At 35.5% G+C, this 22,070-nt stretch carries 17 protein-coding genes, 1 tRNA gene and 3 pseudogenes; 11 read left to right on the forward strand and 10 right to left on the reverse strand.

Going from position 1 to position 22,070, the window contains the following annotated elements; genetic code table 11:
- Positions 1–170: 170 nt before the first annotated feature.
- The 3 genes from ACFIMS_RS01370 to ACFIMS_RS01380 all read left to right on the forward strand — a co-directional run bounded on the left by ACFIMS_RS01370 (position 171) and on the right by ACFIMS_RS01380 (position 2,858).
- Complete coding sequence (locus tag ACFIMS_RS01370; RefSeq protein ID WP_375638426.1) at positions 171–395, forward strand: hypothetical protein; 225 nt, start codon at positions 171–173, stop codon at positions 393–395.
- 1,888 nt (positions 396–2,283) lie between these two features.
- The gene (locus ACFIMS_RS01375) at positions 2,284–2,430 is read left to right on the forward strand and encodes a hypothetical protein (RefSeq protein ID WP_375696312.1); all 147 of its coding nucleotides are present in this window, start codon (positions 2,284–2,286) and stop codon (positions 2,428–2,430) included.
- A 299-nt stretch (positions 2,431–2,729) separates the two neighbouring features.
- Positions 2,730–2,858, forward strand: coding sequence for a hypothetical protein (locus ACFIMS_RS01380; RefSeq protein ID WP_375629689.1), 129 nt, complete (start codon positions 2,730–2,732; stop codon positions 2,856–2,858).
- Positions 2,859–3,479: 621 nt separating this feature from the next.
- Here ACFIMS_RS01380 and ACFIMS_RS01385 read toward each other — a convergent pair.
- Positions 3,480–5,048, reverse strand: a complete 1,569-nt coding sequence (locus ACFIMS_RS01385) for a TerC family protein (protein ID WP_375612149.1) — start codon at positions 5,046–5,048, stop codon at positions 3,480–3,482.
- Between the two features lie 436 nt (positions 5,049–5,484).
- On the opposite strand from ACFIMS_RS01385, the gene ACFIMS_RS01390 reads away from it, so the two are divergent.
- Positions 5,485–5,560: transfer RNA gene (locus ACFIMS_RS01390), tRNA-Lys, on the forward strand.
- Positions 5,561–6,660: 1,100 nt separating this feature from the next.
- On the opposite strand, the gene ACFIMS_RS01395 is transcribed toward ACFIMS_RS01390, so the two are convergent.
- From ACFIMS_RS01395 to ACFIMS_RS01410, 4 genes are all read right to left on the reverse strand, one after another.
- A complete protein-coding gene (locus tag ACFIMS_RS01395; protein ID WP_375613484.1) occupies positions 6,661–7,614 on the reverse strand; it encodes a YbhN family protein in 954 nt (317 codons plus the stop codon).
- A gap of 15 nt (positions 7,615–7,629) precedes the next feature.
- Positions 7,630–9,381 (reverse strand): YbaL family putative K(+) efflux transporter, encoded by a 1,752-nt coding sequence (gene ybaL / locus ACFIMS_RS01400; protein ID WP_375613485.1) that lies wholly within the window; start codon positions 9,379–9,381, stop codon positions 7,630–7,632.
- 99 nt (positions 9,382–9,480) lie between these two features.
- On the reverse strand, positions 9,481–11,994 hold the full coding sequence (secD, locus tag ACFIMS_RS01405) for a protein translocase subunit SecD (RefSeq protein WP_375681406.1): 2,514 nt from the start codon (positions 11,992–11,994) through the stop codon (positions 9,481–9,483).
- A 91-nt stretch (positions 11,995–12,085) separates the two neighbouring features.
- A complete protein-coding gene (locus ACFIMS_RS01410; protein ID WP_375613487.1) occupies positions 12,086–12,463 on the reverse strand; it encodes a hypothetical protein in 378 nt (125 codons plus the stop codon).
- Positions 12,464–12,643: 180 nt separating this feature from the next.
- Between ACFIMS_RS01410 and ACFIMS_RS01415 the strand changes: the two genes are divergently transcribed.
- The 4 genes from ACFIMS_RS01415 (at position 12,644) to ACFIMS_RS01430 (ending at position 18,078) form a co-directional block, all read left to right on the forward strand.
- Positions 12,644–15,019 (forward strand): mechanosensitive ion channel domain-containing protein, encoded by a 2,376-nt coding sequence (locus ACFIMS_RS01415; RefSeq protein ID WP_375675694.1) that lies wholly within the window; start codon positions 12,644–12,646, stop codon positions 15,017–15,019.
- Complete coding sequence (locus tag ACFIMS_RS01420) at positions 15,013–15,285, forward strand: hypothetical protein (RefSeq protein WP_375675692.1); 273 nt, start codon at positions 15,013–15,015, stop codon at positions 15,283–15,285. The genes ACFIMS_RS01415 and ACFIMS_RS01420 overlap by 7 nt, the downstream gene beginning before the upstream one ends.
- 561 nt (positions 15,286–15,846) lie before the next feature.
- Complete coding sequence (locus tag ACFIMS_RS01425; protein WP_375681404.1) at positions 15,847–16,773, forward strand: outer membrane protein; 927 nt, start codon at positions 15,847–15,849, stop codon at positions 16,771–16,773.
- A gap of 987 nt (positions 16,774–17,760) precedes the next feature.
- On the forward strand, positions 17,761–18,078 hold the full coding sequence (locus tag ACFIMS_RS01430) for a phage integrase central domain-containing protein (protein ID WP_375681403.1): 318 nt from the start codon (positions 17,761–17,763) through the stop codon (positions 18,076–18,078).
- A gap of 594 nt (positions 18,079–18,672) precedes the next feature.
- Here ACFIMS_RS01430 and ACFIMS_RS01435 read toward each other — a convergent pair.
- The 4 genes and pseudogenes from ACFIMS_RS01435 to ACFIMS_RS01450 all read right to left on the reverse strand — a co-directional run bounded on the left by ACFIMS_RS01435 (position 18,673) and on the right by ACFIMS_RS01450 (position 19,907).
- Positions 18,673–18,892, reverse strand: a pseudogene (locus tag ACFIMS_RS01435) (hypothetical protein).
- Positions 18,885–19,091 (reverse strand): hypothetical protein, encoded by a 207-nt coding sequence (locus tag ACFIMS_RS01440; protein WP_375653049.1) that lies wholly within the window; start codon positions 19,089–19,091, stop codon positions 18,885–18,887. Before ACFIMS_RS01440 ends, ACFIMS_RS01435 begins: the two are co-directional and overlap by 8 nt.
- Entirely contained in the window at positions 19,024–19,251 is a 228-nt protein-coding gene (locus tag ACFIMS_RS01445; RefSeq protein WP_375653045.1) for a hypothetical protein, read from the reverse strand. The genes ACFIMS_RS01440 and ACFIMS_RS01445 overlap by 68 nt, the downstream gene beginning before the upstream one ends.
- Positions 19,248–19,907, reverse strand: a pseudogene (locus ACFIMS_RS01450) (lysozyme). The gene ACFIMS_RS01445 and the pseudogene ACFIMS_RS01450 overlap by 4 nt, the downstream one beginning before the upstream one ends.
- Positions 19,908–20,066: 159 nt before the next feature.
- Between ACFIMS_RS01450 and ACFIMS_RS01455 the strand changes: the two are divergent.
- Together ACFIMS_RS01455 and ACFIMS_RS01460 are read left to right on the forward strand one after the other, a co-directional pair.
- Positions 20,067–20,369, forward strand: coding sequence for a type II toxin-antitoxin system RelE/ParE family toxin (locus ACFIMS_RS01455; protein WP_006589072.1), 303 nt, complete (start codon positions 20,067–20,069; stop codon positions 20,367–20,369).
- Positions 20,356–20,676, forward strand: a complete 321-nt coding sequence (locus ACFIMS_RS01460) for an addiction module antidote protein (protein WP_006589073.1) — start codon at positions 20,356–20,358, stop codon at positions 20,674–20,676. The genes ACFIMS_RS01455 and ACFIMS_RS01460 overlap by 14 nt, the downstream gene beginning before the upstream one ends.
- A 46-nt stretch (positions 20,677–20,722) precedes the next feature.
- Here ACFIMS_RS01460 and ACFIMS_RS01465 read toward each other — a convergent pair.
- Positions 20,723–21,000 (reverse strand): annotated as a pseudogene (locus tag ACFIMS_RS01465) (hypothetical protein).
- A gap of 489 nt (positions 21,001–21,489) precedes the next feature.
- Here ACFIMS_RS01465 and ACFIMS_RS01470 point away from each other — a divergent pair.
- Positions 21,490–21,954, forward strand: a complete 465-nt coding sequence (locus ACFIMS_RS01470; protein WP_375689773.1) for a hypothetical protein — start codon at positions 21,490–21,492, stop codon at positions 21,952–21,954.
- The last annotated feature ends 116 nt before the right edge of the window (positions 21,955–22,070 follow it).

The raw sequence follows: 22,070 nt of genomic DNA on the forward strand, positions 1-22,070 counted from the left end.
ACACCTCCGTTATTTCTTTCATTGCAAATGAAACCGCTCCTGTTAATCAGAAAAAACCATCCAAAATATGAATAGATCAATCAAATGGATTTCGTGACTGGTCATGTATATATATATATTATCGCATTCGTGCTTTAAACGATTTTGGTGATGTAAAAAAAGCGATCTGGATGGCTTTTATTGAAAATGAAAGCAATCTCTCTCATGATGGTAATTGCTGGGTTGCTGATAATGTCTGTGTTGTAAAATCTGGTTGTGTTTATGAAAATATAAGGGGCTATGGCAATGCTGCCATTGGTGGCTATGTGTATGGCAATACCCTTATATGTGATAAAACCCATGTGTATTTTGGTGTTCATGTTTATGACAATGCTCATCTTTCTTATAACGTTTGAGTTTATCATTAAGCGCGGGTTTATGGGAATGCAAAATTATCCGGTAGTGCACGTATTCATAGCAATGCCGCGGTTTATGATCATGCGGTTGTTAGGCAAGGTTTACGGCAATGCTAGCGTGGGGTGTCATACTAAGGTCTACGGCTCTGTTTATGGCTATGCCAAGATCTCCTGATTATATCGTGATTAGAAGTAATGTATATGGCAATGCAAGAATAAAAAGACATAGCGATTTATATTCGGTTCCCATAAATTGAGAGGTTTATGAAAGTGATGATGTTATCAAGATTGATAAACAGAATAAATGACAGACGTGGAGGGTGCTTCTTTGATGGTTATAAACGCATCATAAAAGAAAGCTGTGCCAATTGATATGACGCTGCTTTTAAATAGAGGTACTACAGATCATACAAAAGAAGTCAATAATGAATGCATGTATACAAAACGTATCATATTGCAAACGCTCTATTCTATTGATTAAAACTGATCAAAAGGAACGTAAATGACAGATATGATCTTTAATCACTCATTTGAATTACAGAACCTATAAACACTTTTTTATGGCTATAAAACGTATTAAGAATAACGCTCTCATTTTTGAGGTGGTCATTTGACACAAAGTACATTATCAAAATGTCTCAATGCTTGGTAGGTTCATATCAAGACTCTCAAGAGAAAATGCGTATTAAGTGAATATTTGTAACAAAACCCGTTGTTTACATTTACGAACATTGGTTTTTAAAAGCAGCTTTTCATAAGACAATAAACAACCGCTTTTTATAAAATCTAAGGCTTTTAAACTGTTATAAATCTAGGTTTTAAATGTATTTATAGAGATATCATTTTATGTCTCTAAACGTTTAAACGTTCATTTAGTGAGGTTCTCATAAGCGTATTTTCACTTTGCATTTAAACTTAATTTCTCTGCAAATAAGCCGGTCCATATTTGGGCTGGCAAAATTAACCAGCTCAAATTCGAGTTCGTTAACTTTAGAATAGAGCATTCTTTAAACATTGTCGCTTTTGACTCAAAATTGAGTAAAACACCATGCCTTTGTAATATGATTGCAATCCTTTTGAAATTTATCTACTTATCTTTGTCTTAATAAGTATCCTCAAATTTGAGGGGACTTCATTTGGTTTCGTATTTTAAAACTGTAACTTTTAAAACGTTTTTTGCTTGTTTTCCTGCATTATATCATTAAAAATCTTTTGATTTCTACGACATAACATTATCAATTTCATTACCTGTTGTGATGATAGTATCTATATAATGTCTGCTTATTATTAACTAACTTTTTAGTAAGCGGCGCTTTAAAATCGACTTGTCTTTAAATCCTTTTATGTGCCCTTAATGAATTAAAACCTATTCTATGATAGTTTCAAATGATTATTTCTTTTAAGGTTTAGCTCAAAAAAAGAGTAAACCCCATACCATTTTTTAAACGCATGCAATTTATGTTATCGATAATTTCAAACGATTACGTTTTTAATAATGCGATTTGTGTGTGATAAAAACGTATCATAAAATTTATGAACTGTTATGAATGATAGCTGCGTTCACTTCATTTGAATGTTTACATGCGTTTTATGGTCTATCCATACATGGTAATTGTTTATGAAAATGGTTAATTAAATCACGTATAAAAGTGTAGATTTTAAATGGGATTCATATAGAATAATTTCACGCAAACTATTGACTTTATTATATTTTTTATGAATAAGATTCCATCTCGTTTAGACGTTGCAAAAGAAATCACCAAAGACCTTATTGATAAGATTCTTCTCTTACACGGCATTATCACTTTTGTTTGCAAAAATCTGCTTCGCTTTTGACTTTTGATATGGATACAACCTCTTTTGAGGTAGAGCAAAGAATTTTTTAATCATGGAGAGTGCAACAGTGTTCTTCAAAAATCTTGATTGGTCTGTTGAAAAAATTAAAGAGTTAGATAATTATTCAGCACGTTATCAACTACCAGATTGTGAAGTACAAATTCTTTATAATGACGCAATTATCAAAGGTTATCCGTAATTTGATGTTGGAGTTTCGATTAGTACTGGTATTTTATCTGCAATTGATCCCTATCAATTCTCAGCACTTACAAGATCTACAACTTGATTTTTATAAAAAGGGGTTGAGAGTTTGTGAAGAAGGAATATATGCAGATTGGTTGGAATTAAGCTTGATTATGTCTTGAAATAGGCGATAGAAAGAATTGATCTTCATAAATGCTTTTATTCCAGATATGGAGCACCATCTTGGCGAAAGAATGAAGTTGGAGGCACATAAAGGTTATCAAGGTATATGATGCAGATTATAGCTTACTTCATATTGGTGCACTGTCTTTATTGGGTGATGTTGCAACCTTACAATCTTATTATCAAAGTTTCAGTGCAGAGGATCATTTAGGCTTTGATGAAAATACCCAACAGATTCATCTGAACGTGCATTGGCTTTAGTCAAAGAAGTGGTGAAATCTAAGCAGCTCAGCTACGCTTTAATTAAAAAGTAGCAAAAATATGAGCTATCTAGAAGAAAAACAAAGTTCTTAATAAGGGCCTTTCCAGAGAGGTTGAGTCTCATTCTTGGAAGGAAAAAAATAGCTAAATTTATCGAAACAAAAGATAAGGAATAGCTCCTTAAGAAATATCAAGAAGATCTAAAAAGATTATAGGAGCCAGAGTCTGGTTTAAAGATGCCATCATCAGTTGAGTGAACTCAACAATGGTGGAGTTTTATCCATTGGCGGAAATCTGATGTTTGAAAGAGGCTTTCTTGATGTGAAGGTAATATTGTAATAAATAATTATTATAAATCAATATGTTGTATATATTCATTGTTTTGAGATTAATGACCATTGACAAATAATTTTGCACCATTTTCTCTCTTCCAGCTTTTCGTCAATCATCAATGAAAATTTTTTATAATGGAAAGTTCATTGATAACATAACTTTTGTATGTTCATTATTTTACGCTTAAAAAAATATAAATAATGAAATGCAATTAAGTCATCAACTTCTGATTTTTTTCAATTTTTAATCATAAAAAAATCTTTTTATTCATTTTGCTTATAAAAAGAATTAGCTTTTTTCTGGTGATACAAGTGGAGAAATAAGGATTTTAGATATGTTTCTGCGTTCCATTTCAATCACTTTAAAGTGTAAACCATCAGTTTCAAAGCTTTCTCCCTCATTTGGTAAATGACCAAACTGCCAAAGCATAAAGCCTGCCAGAGTCGTATAACGATCTGCTTCATCCACAAGATTACGCCCAAGATAACCACTTAAACGGCGGATATCAGCATATCCCTCAACAAGAAGACTGCCATTTTCAAGTTGTTCTGCGATCATGAGTTCTTCATCGTCATCAGGAAAGTCTCCTGCAATAGCTTCAAGAATATCGGTTGGTGTTGCAATTCCTTCAAAAGATCCATGCTCATCAACAATAATTGCAAGCTGAATCGAAGAATGACGTAATTGCTCCATCAATCGTAAAACACTTGTATTTTCATGAACAACGAGGGGTTCTCGCATAGCTTTTTTCCAATTAATCTTTTTCCCCTCAGCCAAATTCAAAAGAAGATCTTTTGTCAACGCAACGCCAACAAATTCATCCACTTTTTCACGCGCAAGAATTAAGCGGCTATGTTTAACCTTTTGTAATTCTTCACGCATTTCATTTTCATCAGCATTTAAATCTAACCACTCAATCTCATTACGCGGCGACATGATAGAGCGAACAGGGCGATCAGCTAAATCGAGAACACCACGAATCATCTCCTTTTCTTCTGGTCTAAACAACTCAGAAGCTGCGGCCTGTTCAGCAATAACATCTACAGTCTCAGCAAGGTGACTATCTTTGCTTCCTCCTCCTAAGAGCCTCAAAACAGCATCAGCTGTTCTACTGCGTAGATCATTCGTTTTAATCATTTTTTCACGGTTACGACGTCCAATTTGATTAAAAGCTTCGATGAGAACAGAAAAACCAATAGCAGCATACAAATACCCTTTTGGAATATGAAAACCAAATCCTTCAACAATGAGAGTAAAACCAATCATCATCAAAAAACCAAGACAAAGGATTACAATAGTGGGATGACGATTAATAAAACGCATAAGAGCACCAGATCCGCACATCATTACTCCCATAGCAGCTATGACTGCGATATACATAACTGCTGCCTGCTCTTTTGCAATCATACCTGTTGCGGTAATAATACTGTCTAGTGAAAAAACAGCATCCAGCACCACGACTTGGACGATTACTTGCCAAAAAACAGCATAACCAACGCCTGTTTTTCTTTCATGTGATACTCCTTCTAACCTTTCATGTAATTCTAGCGTTCCCTTTGCGAGCAAAAAGGCTCCACCACCGATTAAAATAAAGCTATGCCAACTAAATACAAAAGATGAAAGTGAAAGAATTACCCTATCGAGTCTCATAACCCATCCAATAACGGTAAGAAGGAAAAGCCGCATAATTAATGCTAAAGTAAGACCTATAAAGCGTGCGCGGTCACGCAAATGCAGTGGCAATTTTTCAGCTAAAATTGCAATAAAGATAAGGTTATCTATTCCTAAAACAATTTCGAGAAAAACCAGCGTGATCAAACCAAACCACGCATGGGGATCAGTGATCCATTCCATCATTCATTACCTTTTAGAAGCTTAAAAGCGCGCGATTGACAAAAAAAATTCATAGGCTTTTATTCGTATATTGGATCATGAACATTGAATATAAAAAACTTATATTCAAAGAAAAAAACAGCACAATATTGCTTGAATGCATGTGATTGTTGATAAAACAAAACGATGCCCCATCCCGCTTACAACCACAAGAAGGTTCCTCTAATTTTCGCTCGGGCATTATGCTCGATAATCCTCTAACTATAGGTTCTGTATAACAATCAGAACATTTATTTATAAAGCCTCTTATAATGGGTTTATTTTTATATAAGATCAAGTGGTGAATATCATATTTTTAACCTTACAGACAATGAGTTTATATAACAAACAACAAAATATCTGGACATCTATCCTTAGGAGCGTTATAGAAACGCTCATTCTCGTCTTTTGAGAAGCTTATGGGTGATTAGCTCAGTCGGTAGAGCAGCTGACTCTTAATCAGCGGGTCGTGGGTTCGATCCCCTCATCACCCACCATTTTATTTTATACCGTAAATAACTTATTGATTGCGTAATTTTTTTTAAGGTACGAGTTGCTAAATAAAATTGGGCAGTAGGATTTCCCCATATCTGTTTGTTTAAAAGTGAAGATTGTTGATATAGCTTAGTCATCGGTTTTTGTACTTTTTAGGGGACTCAAAGAACTTCCAAAGGACATTTAAAGATCTTTTAATGCGTATTGTTTCTTTTTTTAAGTTGCAATTGGTAAGGAGAAGCCTCTTACCGACAATTGTGTTATTTAAAGGGGTATAAAAATCAACAGTTTTCACTTCTTTTAATATAAATTGATTAATTTTTTTTTGGATTTTTAACATATTGTTTAACGACAGAAGAAACTTTACACTTTAGTTGTGTCAGCAGCGTGGATATTTTTTGATAACTCTCCCGCTTAAACAAAAAACTTCTGTAACAATCATCAGTATTCCAAGAGGGTAAATCAAGCTAAAATAAAGTAGTTAGCTGGACATACAAGTAATAAAATTAGATCAGTTTAATTGTTTAAAGCTAATACCTGTTAAACGAAAGACAATAGGCTTTAATGAGGCTTAAAGTTTTAAAATATTAAGCTGTGTGGTTACGCTATGCTGTCTTTCCATTAGCTTAACCTCTAAAAATATAAATATTAAGAAAGCCGCTCGAACTCATTATAATATATTGATTTATAAAGAATTGATTATTATTTGTTAGATAAAAAACTTTACTATCATAAACTTCTTTTGTTTCAATCCCTCTTATAATGAATTAATTAAAATCATTCATTTTTACATCATAAATGGGATTAACGTGTGGATAAAGACTATTGAAGAAAGGCATAAAAATAATTCTCATTAATGTTCTTAAGTGCTAAAAGTTATCATAACATTGGAAAAATAGTATAATGGCGCAGGCTTGCTCTTTTATTAAGTATAAAGATAATGGTGCAACAATAGCTTTACTATTATACCATTCACGGGTATTGTTGTGTAATGGGGAAGAGCACTGAGAGAGTTTTCTTAAAAAAGATATGTAAATTGGTAACACGATGGTGTTCTGTTCTTATATAGGCACACAAAAAGAAGTAATTGATAGCCTTTTATTTATTCAGGTGGTGTTTTGGGGGCTCTTTTCCAATATTGTTGCGCCTCAAAAATGACGACCACAAATAATGAAAGGATGAGCGGTATAATCAAATAAAACATTCTAAAAACAATAAGTGCTGCAATAACATCGGTTGGATTTATATTGGGCATGCCTGTTATGAAGAGAGCTTCAAGAACTCCTACTCCTCCTGCTGGAGCATTAGAGAGAAGAGTTATCGTAAAAGACGCTAGGAAAACACCAAGAACAGATATAAAATGAATATCTGCGTTATGTGGGAGAACAGCATATATAATTCCTGCTGCTCCTAAAAGCTCTAGAGGGCTAATGAGAAGCTGTTGAATAACAATTTTCAGTCGTGGATAGGAAAGTTGAATTTTTTTACCCAAGCGTAAGGGTTTTAACTGAAGCCAGCTGCCAAACGTATAAAGTGCTATACAGCTGAGTAAAATTGCTCCAGCCGTTGTTCCGAGCCATTCAGGAAGTTCTTTATGAATGAGGGTGATAATTTCGGGTTGCAGCACCAAAACGATTCCCAAAAGTAAGATTGTGCCGATTACAAAAGTAAAAGAGCAAAAACCTACTAATATCGCGATTTCTGTTCCATTTAATCCTTTCATTTTATAGGCGCGATAGCGTACAACGGCACCAGAAAAAACTGAAGCACCGATATTGTGTGAAAGAGCGTAGGTTGTAAATGAACATATAGCGATAAAAATCCAAGAAATTTTATGGCCTAGATGTTGCAAGGCAATTCGATCATATCCAGCAAGAGCAGCATAAGCTAGGAGAGAACATAAACAGGCTAATAACCAGTGCTGTGCATTTAAATTGCTCAAGCGCTCCAATACATCCCCAAATGAAATGGCAGAGAGCTTCATATAAAGAATTCGAATAGATACCAGCATTGCTAAGATACCAATCAATGGCCATATAAATTGCTTTATTTTCACGATTCTGTATCCATTTTATGTTTTCTGTAAATTTTCATGATTGAGCATATTCCTTACAGATCTTCGTTCTGTTATATACTCTATAATGCCATTGGCAATTTCTTCATCATCTGTTACTACAACATCAGCACCTAAATCAATGAGATATGTTGTTTCTGTGTCGGATAATGCATGTGTGATTATCTGGATATCTTTCTTCATATCACGGATATTCACGATACATTCTCCTACTTCAATGGTACTTCGCATTGTAATAACAACTTTATGTGCATTATTTATATTTGCTGCGTTCATTATTTCTTGTTGAATGATATTGCCGCAAATAGCCTCAAAGCCATCTGCAATCGCTTTATCAGAGAGGCGTTTTGATTCTTCTACGATCACTATAGGTTCACCTCTATTTATTAAAGATAATGCAACACACTTACCGATACGACTATAGCCAATAATTACGATATGGTTGTTTTTTAAGGTCATCGGTAAAAAATCTTGGTCAGGATCTTGTGGATCAATATCAATAATTGTTTGGGTATTTTGTGAAGATGCAGAATTTTTTTCTAGACGTTTTTTAATTTTATTACAGGCAATGAAAACAAGAGGATTGAGCAAAATAGAAAAAATTGCTCCTCCAAGAATTAAATCATGAGCGTCATTGTTTAAAAGTCCTAAGCTTAAACTTAAACCAGCAAGGATAAAGGAAAATTCTCCGATTTGGGCAAGGCTTGCAGAAATAGTCAAAGCTGTTGCATTAGAATAGCGAAAAGCTTTAACGATGAAAAAGGCAACAGCAGATTTTCCGATTACGATAATGAATAAGGTTGCTAAGAGAGGGAAAAAATGAGTTAAGAGTTTCTCGGGGTCAAATAACATGCCTACAGAAACAAAAAAGAGAACAGAAAAAGCATCGCGCAGTGGTAAAGATTCTTCCGCGGCACGGTGGCTTAATTCTGATTCGCTCATGACCATACCAGCAAAAAAAGCACCAAGAGAAAGAGAAACTCCAAATAAATGAGCGGCTCCGAAAGCTACTCCTAATGCAATAGCAAAGACGCTAAGACGAAATAATTCACGTGATCCCGATTGTGCGCTCATTTTTAAAAGCCATGGGATAACGCGTCGCCCAATGACGAGCATAAGTGCAATAAATACAATTACCTTCAGGATGGTGAGACCAAAAATACCCCAAATACTTAAATCCAACCATTGAACAAGAGGATCCAACGCTTCTTTTTTGGTATTGCTGAGGGCACTTGCCAAGGAAGGGATGAGGACAAGTATAAGGACCATTGCTAAATCCTCAATAATCAACCATCCAACGGCAATGCGTCCTTTTTCTGTTTCAATAAGATGACGCTCTTGCAAAGCACGTAGCAGGATAACGGTACTTGCTATGGATAAAGCAAGACCGAAAATCAAACTACCACTAAAGCCCCATCCCATAATCAGACCAAGGCACAAACCTAGAAAAGTAGAAAATGCCATTTGTGCAATAGCAGCGGGGACAGCAATAGCTTTGACAGATAAAAGGTCTTTTAATGAAAAGTGGAGCCCAACACCAAACATCAGCAAAATAATACCAATTTCAGCAAGTTGATTAATGATGACGGAATCTATTTTAAATCCGCCTGTATTGGGTCCCACAATAACACCAGCTAACAAATAGCCTACAAGGGGTGAAATACGTAAACGGCTAGCAATCATTCCCAAGAGAAATGCTAAACATAAGCCTGCAACAATAGTTGTGATAAGTGGTGTGTCGTGGAGCATGGATTATTTACTATTCTTGATCAAAAAGCGAATGAATGAAAACGACTATATTTCTATGAGAAGAGAGGCGAGATGTACCATACGCATTAAAGGGCATTTTTATTTCACTTTGATATTTGCACGATTATTTCGCTCACGCCACCAATTTCCTAGCAGGAGTAAAATAGGAGCAGCAATAAAGATAGAGGATGATGTTGCAATAATAATCCCAAAGACCATGGGTAATGCAAAATTATGAACAGCACTTCCACCCCATATCGCCATGGGGAGCATCGCAAGAATTGTTGTGGCTGATGTAAAAAAACAACGTACAAGAACCTGATTAATTGACAGATCAATCAGCTCGCGCAACGGCATTTTTTTATAAAGACGCATATTTTCGCGCATCCTATCATAGACGACAACTTTATCATTTATAGAATATCCAACAATTGTTAAGAGTGCGGCGATAGCCGTTAAATTAAAATCAAATTGAAATAAAGCAAAAAAGCCAATCATTTTTGTGGTGTCTAGAATGAGAGTGATAATTGCTCCAATGGCAAAGAACCACTCGAAGCGTAACCATATATAGAGAGACATGGCAATAGCCGCAAGAATAACAGCAGTAAAAGCAGCTGTGGCAAGCTCACCTGAAATTTTGGGACCAACAACTTCTATTTGATCGAATGTGGTATCGGGATAGATATTTTGTACAGCTGTTTTGACCTTATCAATGGCGGTGGTTTGTTGTGCTTCGCCACCGCTTTGTTTCTGCATGCGAATTAATACGGTATTTTCGTTATCAATATTTTGCAAGGTAACTTCACCAATATTAAGAGTAGAAAGCTTGGAACGCAGAGTTGCTAGATCTGCTGGTCCTTTCGTGGTAATACTCATTTGGCTTCCGCCAATGAAATCAATACCAAAATTCAATCCAGGCTTAAAAAAGAGAAAAACTGAAGCCATTGATAAAACAATTGAGACGCCAATACCAATGAAACGTGCTTTCATAAAGTGGAAAGTTGTGTTTTGTGGCATGATGTTGAAAGCAGAGTGAATATGCAATTTTTTAATTTTCCATTTACGAACGATCCAAATCATGATGATGCGTACAATGGTGATATTTGTAAACATGGAGATGATAATACCAAGCAACATTGTTACGGCAAAACCACGAACGGGACCGGTCCCGAACCAAAATAGTAAGACGGTCGCTATAATTGCTGTAACATTTGCATCAACAATGGTTGCAAAAGCGTGTTTAAATCCACGATCTAGGGCTGCAAAAGCACCCACACCTTTTCGACTTTCTTCACGGATACGTTCATTGATAAGGATATTAGCATCAACGGCAATACCGATGCCTAAAATAATACCAGCAATACCAGGCAGCGTAAGCGTAGCTCCCAAAAGACTCAGTGCAGAAAATGTTAAAATTGTGTGCAGAGCTAGTGCTATATTGGCAATTAATCCCCAAATACGATAGAGAAGAAAAATAAAAATTGCAACAAGAATAAAGCCAATTATGCCGGTGTAAAGTCCCATTTGGATAGCATCAGCACCAAGATTTGGACCTACGGTTCTCTCTTCAATGACCGTGAGTGGTGCGGGGAGGGAACCAGCACGAAGCAGAGCAGCCAGAGTTGAGGCTTCTTTGGGGTCAAAGTTTCCTGTAATTTGACCTTGTCCATTGGGAATGACACTATTGATGGTCGGAGCGGTTAAAACTTTATTATCCAGAACAATGGCAAAAGGACGGTTAATATTTTGTCGTGTTATATCGGCAAATATTTTTGCACCAGCGGAATCTAGCGTAAATGAAATAATGGAACGTCCTGGTATTTGGGGGTCAAAACCTGCACGGGCATCTTTCAGGACATTTCCATCTAAAGCAATTTGATCATAAATTGCATAATGTTGTGTTGCATCAGTGTATCCAGGGAGAATAGAAACACCTATAGGGGGGTTATTGGGGTCCACATTAGAAGGAACAAGATGAAAACTCATCTTAGCGGTTGTTCCTAAAAGATCACGCAGTTGTTTTGGATCTTGTAGTCCAGGCAATTGGACCATAATACGATCATTTCCGACCTTTTGGATGGCTGGTTCTGAAACACCAACTTGATCTATACGACGACGGATGATTTCTAAGCTTTGTTCAATAGCATTGCTGACACGGTCTTTTATACCAGCTTCTGTTAATGTGACGCGGAGAGTTTCATTTTGAGCACTGATCGTGATGTTATGTTCTGTTGTGCCAAAGCTACTGTGTATGGGGGTTATTAATGTTTTCAAAGCAGAGAGTGCTTTTTCAGTTTGCGATGGGTCAGAAATAAGGGCAATAACGCTATCTTCAACGATACGCACACTTGAGGTGCGGATTTGTTTTTCACGCAATACATTGCGCACATTGCTTAAAACTATATGTAACTGATCGCGTTTTAACGTTTTGCTATCAACCTCGAGCAGGAGAGAAGAGCCTCCTTGAAGGTCAAGACCAAGTGCTACACGGGTGTCGGGTAAGAATTTCGAGTTTTTAACTTGTTCGTGTGAAAATAAATTGGGTAAGGCAACATAAATGCTGCTTAAAAGAATAAAACAATAAAGGGTAGTTAACCAACCAGGTGTACGCATGATATATTCCGTAAATAGGCAATCTAACAGTTATTCAAAGTTAAAAGCACAAGTAAAATAAGATGATCGTTTTTATATTCAAGGAAGAGAATTAAGTATGTTCATTGGGAGGAGCGCGTTTATTTGAGAAATATTGTGTTTTAACGTTACGAAATCGTGTGTCAACAGCTGGAATCTTTATTAAAAAGAAATCCAATGTTAGGATTTTTTGAAAGGTCCTCATAAAAATAGATTCTGTATGGAGTGTTACAAGTTTTTTGTTTTCAGTTGTGGTAACATTCACCTGATCACACTTATGATGTAAATCAAATCTATTCGTTTTAATGACATTATTGGTGTGTGATTGTTTGATTAAATAAGCACGTGTTTCTAGGTTGCTCGTCAAGAATACACCTAAACTGGATAGAAAAATCCAGGTTGTCAAAGGAAGAAAATCTTCTTTTTTGCAATAAAGGTGCAAAAAAAACATGCTAGAGTGCCTTCTTTAATCTTATTGAGTTCAGCTTATTTATCATTCTTTTATCTTATTACCAGTATTATAGGATAAGGGAAAGCTTTTATAAGATTATTCTATAAAAGTTGAAAATATCTACTTTATACCATATTTAAAAGAGAAAAATAAAATCCCTTTTGTGCTCATAAGGTAGATATGTATTCATTTTGTAGAAAAAACATCCACATACTTTTCCTTCTTTTGGGGATTATCTTTGTATTTAATTCTGGTGCATGGGGTAATAGGGGGGCACAAAATACAATTGTCGAACAAACGATAGCTTCTTATTCAGTTGATGAAATTATTCAGCAACAACAGTTGATTATTGAGACTCTTGAAGAAAATACTGAAACTTTAAAAAGAGATTTTGACAGAAAACCAGAAGATGAGCGTGCTTTAGAAGAATTACGGTTACGTGCACAAGATATCAGTGAACGTGCTATTGAGGCAGCATTTGTTTTGCGTCCTACTCTTAATGAAATTAATACACTTCTTGATCAATTAATGGAGCTCCATCGTGACGTGAAAAAACTGAAAAGCTCAGTGAAGGAATATTCCTACTTGATAGAGCAAAAAGCTAAAATTAACAGTATCATGCTTCGTTTTGAAGCAATTTTCTTAGCGGCAAATAGAATAGCTGAACTTTCTATTTCTCAATCTCGGGAGCTTTTTAAACGCACGCTTACGTATAGGCTTGAGTTTTCGATTCCGATGGTTAAACATCTCGTCCAAAAAACAAAAGAGGCTTCATCAGATTTTCTTGTGTTGTTAAATTCTTGGTGGAATTTTATATTTTACTTCAAGTTTTTACAACTATTTCTTTGCTTTTTAATTCCACTTTTTATTACTTTGGGACTTTCGTATTTTTCTCAAAAAGTTCTTGTTCATGTGTATTGCCACTTTACGAAGTCTAATGAGGAAATATCTTATTTACAACGCTTATTGATCGCCTTTATTTCAGTTCTCTTACCTTCACTTGTATGTATTCTTTGCGTTTATCTTGTGTTGTTTTTGTTTCGTAGTTTTAACTTAGATCCAGGTAAGCTTACAACAGTTTTTGATATGATAGGTTGTCAAATTATTTTATTATTTTTAATCAATCGATTAGCTGTTGTTCTTCTATCATCGAATAGGCCCCATGTAGGTCTTCTCAAGATTACATCATCGTCTGCTTATCAATTAGTGATTTTACTCACTTCTTTAGGGGGTATTTTGGCATTTGACGCTGTTCTTGATAGTATTTATCAAATCATTTCAGCGCCTCTATCTTTAACAATTGCTAAAAGTTTTATTGCTGTTTTTCTTGTAGCGATATTGCTATTTATAATATCATTTGTACCTTTGCGGTTTAGACGTAGGCGTGTTCAAGAAGAAAAAAAAGAGCCATACTTTTGGCCATTTTATATACGCATTCCTCTTATTGGCTTGGGGTTACTGCTCTTTGTATTGAATTTTTTAGGTTACGTTGGACTTGCGCGTTTTATTACGCAGCAAATTATGATTGATGGAGCATTTTTAGTTCTCATGTATTTAGGAATACAAAGCGCTCAAGCACTTGGAACTAAAGACCAATTTATGAAAACAACGGTTGGTCATCTTTTGATGCAGAGGTTTCATTTAGAAGAAAAAACGATGAATCAATTGGGAGTTTTTGTGAGCGTTTTTCTCAATTTATTTGTTGTTATATTTTGTGCAATGCCAATTGCTGTACAGTTTGGATTTTCCTATTCTGATTTAAAAGCAGTTTTGTGGCAATCGGTGACCGGTTTTCAGATTGGAAATATTAGTCTTTCTTTGATTTCTCTTGTAACAGGAATTATTTCTTTTTGTGTTTGCTGGTTTCTTATTCGCCGATTTATTGGTTGGTTAGATAATGTGGTGTTGGTTCATGGAGAGTTCGATTCTGGTATACGTAATTCTATCAAAACAGTGATAAGTTATGGAGGCGTTGTTGTATCTTCTTTGACCGGATTATCAATGGCAGGTTTGGATCTTAGAAATTTCGCTCTTATTGCTGGAGGACTTTCACTTGGTATAGGTTTTGGTTTACAGAATATTGTCCAAAACTTTGTCTCTGGACTTATTATTTTAGTTGGAAGACCATTTAAAATAGGGGACTATATAGAATCTGGATCAGTAGGGGGGGTTGTTAAGCGTATTAGTGTGCGTGCAACGGAACTTGAGACAATTCAGCGTAAGACGATTATTATTCCCAATTCAAGCCTTATTAATAACAACGTTAGTAATTGGACACGACGTAATAAAGTAGGACGAATTGATATACCAGTTACTGTATCATCTAAGGTTGCTCCAGAGCATGTTGCTGAAATTTTGTTAGAGATTGCTTCTGCGACAGAAGGCGTTTTAAAAAATCCTATCCCACAGGTGAGTTTTACAGCATTTGATCGTAAGAGTTTTTCCTTTAATTTGGCTATTTATGTGCCTAATATTACCTCATCTTCTCATGTAACCAATGCTCTTCAATTTAGCCTATATAAGCGTTTTGCTGAGGAAGGAATCTTAGAATGCTGAAATATACTTATATTTTGATTACAGTTATTCTATTAAGTATTTTTACCATAACAGCTTTTGCTGCAACAGTGAAGAATACTGATTTAAAGATGCAATCTCTTATTGTTGTTGAAGGAAGTATACCTTCAAAAATTTCTTTAAATACTCATCAAACAATTACAATTTGTATGAAGGGATGTTTTATAACTTTTCCTAATAAAGACCGTTTTGCAATAAAGGCAGATGATAATATAGAAATCAGTAGGGGAAGAGCAATTTTTAAATAAAATGATTGAGAATTTTTGTTTGGGGACAAGATTTAGAAGGATAATGATATTGTGTGTAATTAATAATCTCATCCTTTAGAAAATGGTAAAAAAAAAGTATGATTTTAGTATAAAATGGATGTTTTTTTATACTATGTAGAATCTACAGTATGCATTTTGGATGTAAGAATATTGAGGTATTTATAGTATTGTTAATGAACATCGATTTTCTAAAAATAATTACATCATTTTTAGAATTTTTTCATGAAAAAAGGCATAAAGTATACTATTTTGTGATTTTTTTGCGGTAATTTTAATACAAAATGTTTTATATTTCCTTCTTTTGACAAGATAATAGGTATTTTTATTAAATATTTATTATTTTAAGTAATCATTATTATAATATTTTAAAATTTATTTGATAATATTAAATTTTGATGTAATGATATATTAATATAGTAATAGATTTAAATGTAACTATAAAGGAGTACATGCGATTTTGCAGCATAAGATTTTATAAAACTTTGTTTTTCTAAATGTGATTTTTGATTATATTTAAATTTAGCAATGGGGTATAATTTTATGAATACAAAATTTATAACAGCATCTGTTTTTTCTTTGATTTCACCTTCTATAGTACAGGCTGCAGATGTGGTGGTTCACGAAGAGCCAGTACATGTTGCCTCAGAAGTTGTTGCTTCTTCACCTTTTTCTTGGGGAGGTGTTTATTTCGGGGGGCAAGTTGGTGGCTTTTCAAGTAAGATTTCTGCAACAGTGCCTGATGTTAATATTCCTCTCTATCCTGATGAGGGGAGTAAAAGTAAACCATGGATACCTGTCGAGAAACAGCATATGCCCGATCTTTCTGGGTTTATAGGTGGTTTTTATGCGGGTGTTAATTTTGATCTCGGTAATAATTTTATTATGGGGATTGATACGGATATCATTTTAACGGAAAAAAAGGATACAAAAACAAGATTTCATGCAGATGAATCGAGTGCTGGTGGAACTGAAGGATTGGGCACTGAAGGATCGGGTAGTGATACTGAGGAATTAGATACAGAAGAAAAAAGTCGAAAAAAGGCAAAAATTGTCAGGAGACAGGGCAGAGGCTTTTCTCGCTCTTCTGCAGAGGATAAAGAAGAGAAAGACAGTTTAACTTTTAATCATACGTTAAAACAAAAATGGACAGGTGCTACACGGGTGCGTGTTGGGTTTTCTGCAGGGCGTGTGATGCCTTATATTGCTGGTGGTGTTGCTTATGGACAGTTTCAGGATATTTTGTCGACAGTAATTACGGGAGGTGAGCCATTTAATAGGACATCGGATGTAACAAAAACGATGATTGGTTATACTCTCGGTGGTGGTGTTGATTTTGCAATGACAGACCATCTTGTTGTGCGTGCGGAATATCGTTACTCAGATTTTGGTAAAAGGAAATTTAAAGACGAGATTGAAGTTAAGTATAAGACGAATGATTTTCGCGCAGGAATAGCTTACAAATTCTAATTTTGTAGGATAAAGGAGCTTAAATTTAAGAGGTCCTATTTCTTTGATAGGGCCTTTATTTTTTAATTTTATGCATTGTAAACACTATTTTATGGTAAAAAAAAAGGGGGCTTTGACTTTGAGTGAGAATGAGGAGGTAAGGAAGAGTTACTCAGATTCTTAATTGTTAAGAATAAAAAATTTTTAGTTCACGAGGTGTGGTGGAAACATTTATTGGCAAAGAAGGATTGCTTCGTCTTTCATATTATTACAGTTATCACTTTATNAAATTTTTAGTTCACGAGGTGTGGTGGAAACATTTATTGGCAAAGAAGGATTGCTTCGTCTTTCATATTATTACAGTTATCACTTTATAATACCGTTATAGAGTTGCAAACAGTAAACTTAAAGAGAGTTTTTACTATCTAAGTAATGAGAAAATAAAGAAAATTTACATAGAGTGGTGCGGACGGCGTGTACGTTTGTGCAACAATTTTTTCTTCCCTTAGAACTCTCTACAATATCACCTGATAGCACAGTTTATCTTTTTTCTGTTTAATAACTAATTGTTTTTATTTTATTTTATTTATTAAATTGCCTTTTATATATAATCTTGGTACCAGATGAAAGTGCTCCAAGTGCAATTCAAAAGGTGGTTTTTAAAAGGTGGTTCGAAGAACGTGATAGACTGTCTGTCTTATCTGTAAAAAATCTATCTAAAGGAAAATATGCTGACAGAGCTGGTTTATGGCTTATCAAAACTACACCAGATCAAGGATGATGGGTTTTTAGGTTTGACCTCAATATAAATACGACGAGAAATGGGATTAGGCTCTTGTCGCAATGTATCTTTAAAAGAAGCACTGTTCAAAGCTTTAGCTTGTCGTGATCTTTTAGATCAAAGAATTGACCCGATTCGTCGAAAACAAAAAGAAAATTTACGTCGAGCTGGGGGGTATTTCTTTACGAGAAATTGCCTCTAGTACTTTTGAAGCGAAAAAAAACGAATTGAAAAATGAAGGAAAAGCAGCAAACTGGTTAACACCTCTTGAGTTACATGTTTTTCCTAAACTTGGTGATACGCCAATCATTGAACTGACGCAAATTGATATAAAAGGATGCATTTCTCCCATTTGGAAGACAAAAAACGAAACAGCAAGTAAAGCTTTATCCCGCTTGAATATAGCTATAAAACATGCGGTGGCACTTAGTATAGATGTGGATATGCAATTAAAAGCAAAAGCTTTATTAGAAAAGTTTATTCAAAATGCCCCAAATATTCCAGCTATGCCATGGAAAGAAATGCCTAAGTTTTTTCAATCTTAAAATGATGAGCTTGTATCACAACTAGCTTTAAAACTTCTTATTTTGACGGTTTTTTTATACCAATCAGGCATATTTAGAGATTTATGGATCAATATGGATTATCCCAAAAGAAAATATGAAGAGAATTGTTGGAAAGGTTTCTGATTTTCATGTGCCGCTTACAGCTGAAGCGCTTGCTGTTATTGAAAAAGCAAAAAAATGGTTTTTTATTTGTTGAGAGTTTTGGAAAACCTATATCTGATGTAGCACTTCCTAAATTCATGAAAGACAAAGGTTTTGATTATAGACTTCATGGTTTCAGATCGATTCTGCGGGACTGGATAGCATAGACAACGTCAACACCATTTGAAATTGCAGAATCTGTTCTTGCGTATTCAGTTGGGAATTCAGTGACAAAGGCTTACATGCGGACGGATTTTTTAGAATAGCGCCGTGTCCTCTTAGAACAATGGGCGTCTTTTATATCTGGAGAGGCTTGATAATTGTTATGTCTATTGTCGCGTCAGGTGTCTAAGAAACATTTAAGCGATTAGCGGATAGATTACGATATAATCTCTCTTTCCTCGCTTTAAAAGCGGGGAGGGGGTAAAGCTTTCAGTTTTTGGTTAGCCACTGTTTTATAATGTGCAAAGATATTGTCTATCGCATCCATAAGGTGTGCAAAATCAAGGATAAGCAAAAAAAGAAAAAATGCTATCCACTTCATCAAGCGAGACATCATTTTTACGCTTTTGTAGGTGATGATGATTTCTTGAAGGATTTCTTTTTCTGCTTCTGTAAGCTCTGTGTGTTTTTTGGATTTTTTTCTAGCTATGTTTCCACCCACACAAGCGTTCACCTAGATTATTGTGCTTTAAGATCTCTCTTGCTAAATTGGAACTGATGGCGTTCAGATCTTTCTTGTCTAAATAAATTGGCAACCAGCCAACACAAGAAGAAGCATATTTATTTGTCGTGCAACCAACGAGAGAGAGCAGCACGCACATCAGCATCACTTTTTTGATTAATTTCATTTTCTACCTCAAGACGGGTTGTGGCTGCTTTTAAAGCTTTTTCTGTTTGCTTTTGTTGCTCTGCTTTTTTCCCAAGATTAAAAGCTCTTGCTAAAATCATAAAAAAAGCGGCTAAAGCCGCGCCTGTCACCATCAGATTTCTTTTCATCCATAAGATCATAGACGATGCTCCTGAAAGCGTTTAGCAACAAAGAAAATACCAGCACATGCGGCTAAAACCATAATGGTGGCCAAAGCCCATTGGATTGGTCCATTTCCTGCTAATAAGCCTCCAAGCCCAGAAAAAGAACCAATAATCGGTGCAAGGGCTTCGGCTTTGAAAACCCCCGTTGGTGCTTGCGTTTCTACTGTTTGATAATTGGAGGAAACAAAAGCCCCTTTCGCCCATAAGCCTGTTTCTGCGGGCACACGCCGGTGTGCGAGACCTTCAAGACGCTTACCGGCCTGCTTTGGTCCATTTCTGTAGCTCGGCAGGGACAGCTTCATATTCACCTTGATTGATCTTTTTTAACAGTGTCGAGTTACAAAAGGCTCCTCATTATAGCAAAAGGAGACTAACGCCGCGAATTGTTCATCCGTTAATGAAACTGTAACAGCGTGTTCAACGACATTTTCAAATTGTCTTAAGTCTTGGCAAAGAAGTTCTTCTGCTTGCTTTTCAGTGATTGTCATGCCTTCGTAAATAAAAGGCTTTCCAGCACTGTTTGTATGTCCATAACCTATTGTCCATACCCCAATGGCATCTTTATAGGCGTTTAAACGCAAACCTTCCCATTGTTTAATAAGTGCAAGTCCTTCTGATGATATTTTTCGCATATGCTTCTCCATAAAAAAAGCTCCGCAAAAAGCAGAGCTGGATTAAAAAATTGATATTTTTCCCATGTGAAAGGATGGCTTGTTAAAACCTATGTAGCTTGTTCATTGGAACAAAAGAATGTATTTGACATTATTTATTCTGTAGCATATAAACTACAGATGTTTATTGTTAAAAAAACACACTATTTTACAGAGTGGTTAGACTCGTTAAAAGACAAACAAGTGCAAAAGAAAATTGCTGCACGTATTTTCCGCCTTGAATATGGGCTTCTAGGAGACGTGAAATATTTCCGTGGCATTGGTGAACTAAAAATAAATTATGGACCAGGCTATAGGATTTATTTTGTAAAACAAGGGAAACAAATCATTTTGTTATTAAATGCTGGTGATAAATCCACACAACAAAAAGATATCGAAAAAGCCCTTCAATTAGTAAAGGAAATGAAACATGGAAATTACTAAATTTGATGTAAGTGAATATTTTAATACGCCTGAAGACTTTAAGATCTTATTAGATGATGCTTTAGAAACCAAAAATAGTGGCTATATTGCACATGTATTAGGTATTATTGCGCGTAAACAAGGAATGACAACTGTTTCTCAAGAGACAGGACTAAATCGCGAGTCTCTTTATCGTTCTTTAAGCGATAAAGGTGATCCACGACTTTCTACTTTTCTTAGTGTTTTGAGTGCTTTAAATTTGCAGATTAGCTTAACACCTATCCAAAATAATTGTAAGGAACAAGCAGCTTTAGAAGAAGCATCTTGACTACCTCCCCATTGTTGATAACGGGGAGGGGAGTTCTGTTTTTAAGTTAAGCAACCTTTTTAATGGGGCTTTCTAAATCTGGTTCGGAAGCTTTCAAAAAAGGATTCATAGCCATGGGAAACTCTGAAGCTCCGAAATCTGTAAGAACTGCCAGAATCTTTGTAAAATTGGGCACTTCATCTTGAAGTTCTAAAATCAAAGCTTTTTCCACCACGCCCATGACCTGCACCAGCGTGTTAAATCCTCATCTCCAACACTTTGATGATTGGAAAATTGAGCCAACGCTATCCACAAATTGCATAAGAAGTCGACACTGCTATTCATTGCACACCCCCAAAGATTTGCTCTCTCAAACATGCCAATCCTCTGGATGTAATTTTTGTTGAAGGGAGCACTCTTTCTGTACCATCTGGTCTTTGAATGGTGATAGCAGGACAGTCCATGAAACCTTTTTTGATTTTGTCCTCAGTAAGGAATATAATCAACTGTTACAACCCATTTTTTTGCATGGGTTGTTTAGGTTGTGTTAAGAACAGGTGTTGTAAAATTCGCATGTTTAAAACCTTAATTTTACCTATAGATCTAATTGTCTCAAATTTGACTGTATAAAGTGTTTTGTATTTCTAAAGTGGATTTTTCCCCTGTCAAAAAAGTTCAAATTGCTTTATACGGTGCCTTTTTGTCGATTTAAATGCATATACAATCATAAAATGATCAGTACTTTTCACTATTTTGTCGTTTTAAGCCGCCTTTGAATTGCTACTGTTATGTTGCTCTTCACTAGGCTTGCTTATTCTCACGAATGAAATGTGCTTGCCTCCTAAAGCCAAATTACGGGTATTTTCAACTCGTAGCTATGCGAATCATGCCTTTGATTTTTGGTCTGTTAATAAGAGATTTTTGACGAGTGATGAGTTTTCGCCATGCATGTATGGAAGTAATCAAGCAACCAGTATTGTAGGCAATCAAGCGCCTTCTCCTAAGACGTCTGGAGGACACGTTGATACAAACAATAGACGGATGATTTCGCATATCGGTTGTGAGGATGGTTGCGGTTATGTTTGGCAATATTTGTCTGGTTGTTATCCAGTGACTAAATGGCATACAGGGGAGCAAGGAAGCAGTTTACGTGTAGACATAAATGTTATGTTGGGAGGAGGCGATTGGACTGGTGGCTCTAACAATGATCATCTTGTACGGAATTTTGCGCATTCTCGTTATGTAGAAGATGAAAAAATAGGCGCCCGTGGATGTAGCGAGCCACTTTATTATAATTAACGCGAGATTGATTAGAACATCATTTTATCCAGCCCCACTTTTGTGGGGCTTTTTTTATGGAGCGTCAGATGAGAAAGATATCGAAAGAAGGATTAGAGCTTATCAAACAATGGGAA

The sequence above is a fragment of the Bartonella sp. AP331QHHD genome, assembly GCF_042195905.1.
Classification (GTDB): Bacteria; Pseudomonadota; Alphaproteobacteria; order Rhizobiales; family Rhizobiaceae; genus Bartonella.

What these genes read in the sequence shown, in the direction of transcription:
- ACFIMS_RS01460 (WP_006589073.1), top strand. Translation starts at nt 20,356, where the DNA reads ATGGAAATTACTAAATTTGATGTAAGTGAATATTTTAATACGCCTGAA.
- ACFIMS_RS01415 (WP_375675694.1), top strand. Translation starts at nt 12,644, where the DNA reads ATGTATTCATTTTGTAGAAAAAACATCCACATACTTTTCCTTCTTTTG.
- ACFIMS_RS01385 (WP_375612149.1), bottom strand. Translation starts at nt 5,048, where the DNA reads ATGATGGAATGGATCACTGATCCCCATGCGTGGTTTGGTTTGATCACG.
- secD (WP_375681406.1), bottom strand. Translation starts at nt 11,994, where the DNA reads ATGCGTACACCTGGTTGGTTAACTACCCTTTATTGTTTTATTCTTTTA.
- ACFIMS_RS01370 (WP_375638426.1), top strand. Translation starts at nt 171, where the DNA reads ATGGCTTTTATTGAAAATGAAAGCAATCTCTCTCATGATGGTAATTGC.
- ACFIMS_RS01375 (WP_375696312.1), top strand. Translation starts at nt 2,284, where the DNA reads ATGGAGAGTGCAACAGTGTTCTTCAAAAATCTTGATTGGTCTGTTGAA.
- ACFIMS_RS01410 (WP_375613487.1), bottom strand. Translation starts at nt 12,463, where the DNA reads ATGTTTTTTTTGCACCTTTATTGCAAAAAAGAAGATTTTCTTCCTTTG.
- ybaL (WP_375613485.1), bottom strand. Translation starts at nt 9,381, where the DNA reads ATGCTCCACGACACACCACTTATCACAACTATTGTTGCAGGCTTATGT.
- ACFIMS_RS01425 (WP_375681404.1), top strand. Translation starts at nt 15,847, where the DNA reads ATGAATACAAAATTTATAACAGCATCTGTTTTTTCTTTGATTTCACCT.
- ACFIMS_RS01455 (WP_006589072.1), top strand. Translation starts at nt 20,067, where the DNA reads ATGTTTATTGTTAAAAAAACACACTATTTTACAGAGTGGTTAGACTCG.
- ACFIMS_RS01440 (WP_375653049.1), bottom strand. Translation starts at nt 19,091, where the DNA reads ATGAAATTAATCAAAAAAGTGATGCTGATGTGCGTGCTGCTCTCTCTC.
- ACFIMS_RS01445 (WP_375653045.1), bottom strand. Translation starts at nt 19,251, where the DNA reads ATGATCTTATGGATGAAAAGAAATCTGATGGTGACAGGCGCGGCTTTA.
- ACFIMS_RS01420 (WP_375675692.1), top strand. Translation starts at nt 15,013, where the DNA reads ATGCTGAAATATACTTATATTTTGATTACAGTTATTCTATTAAGTATT.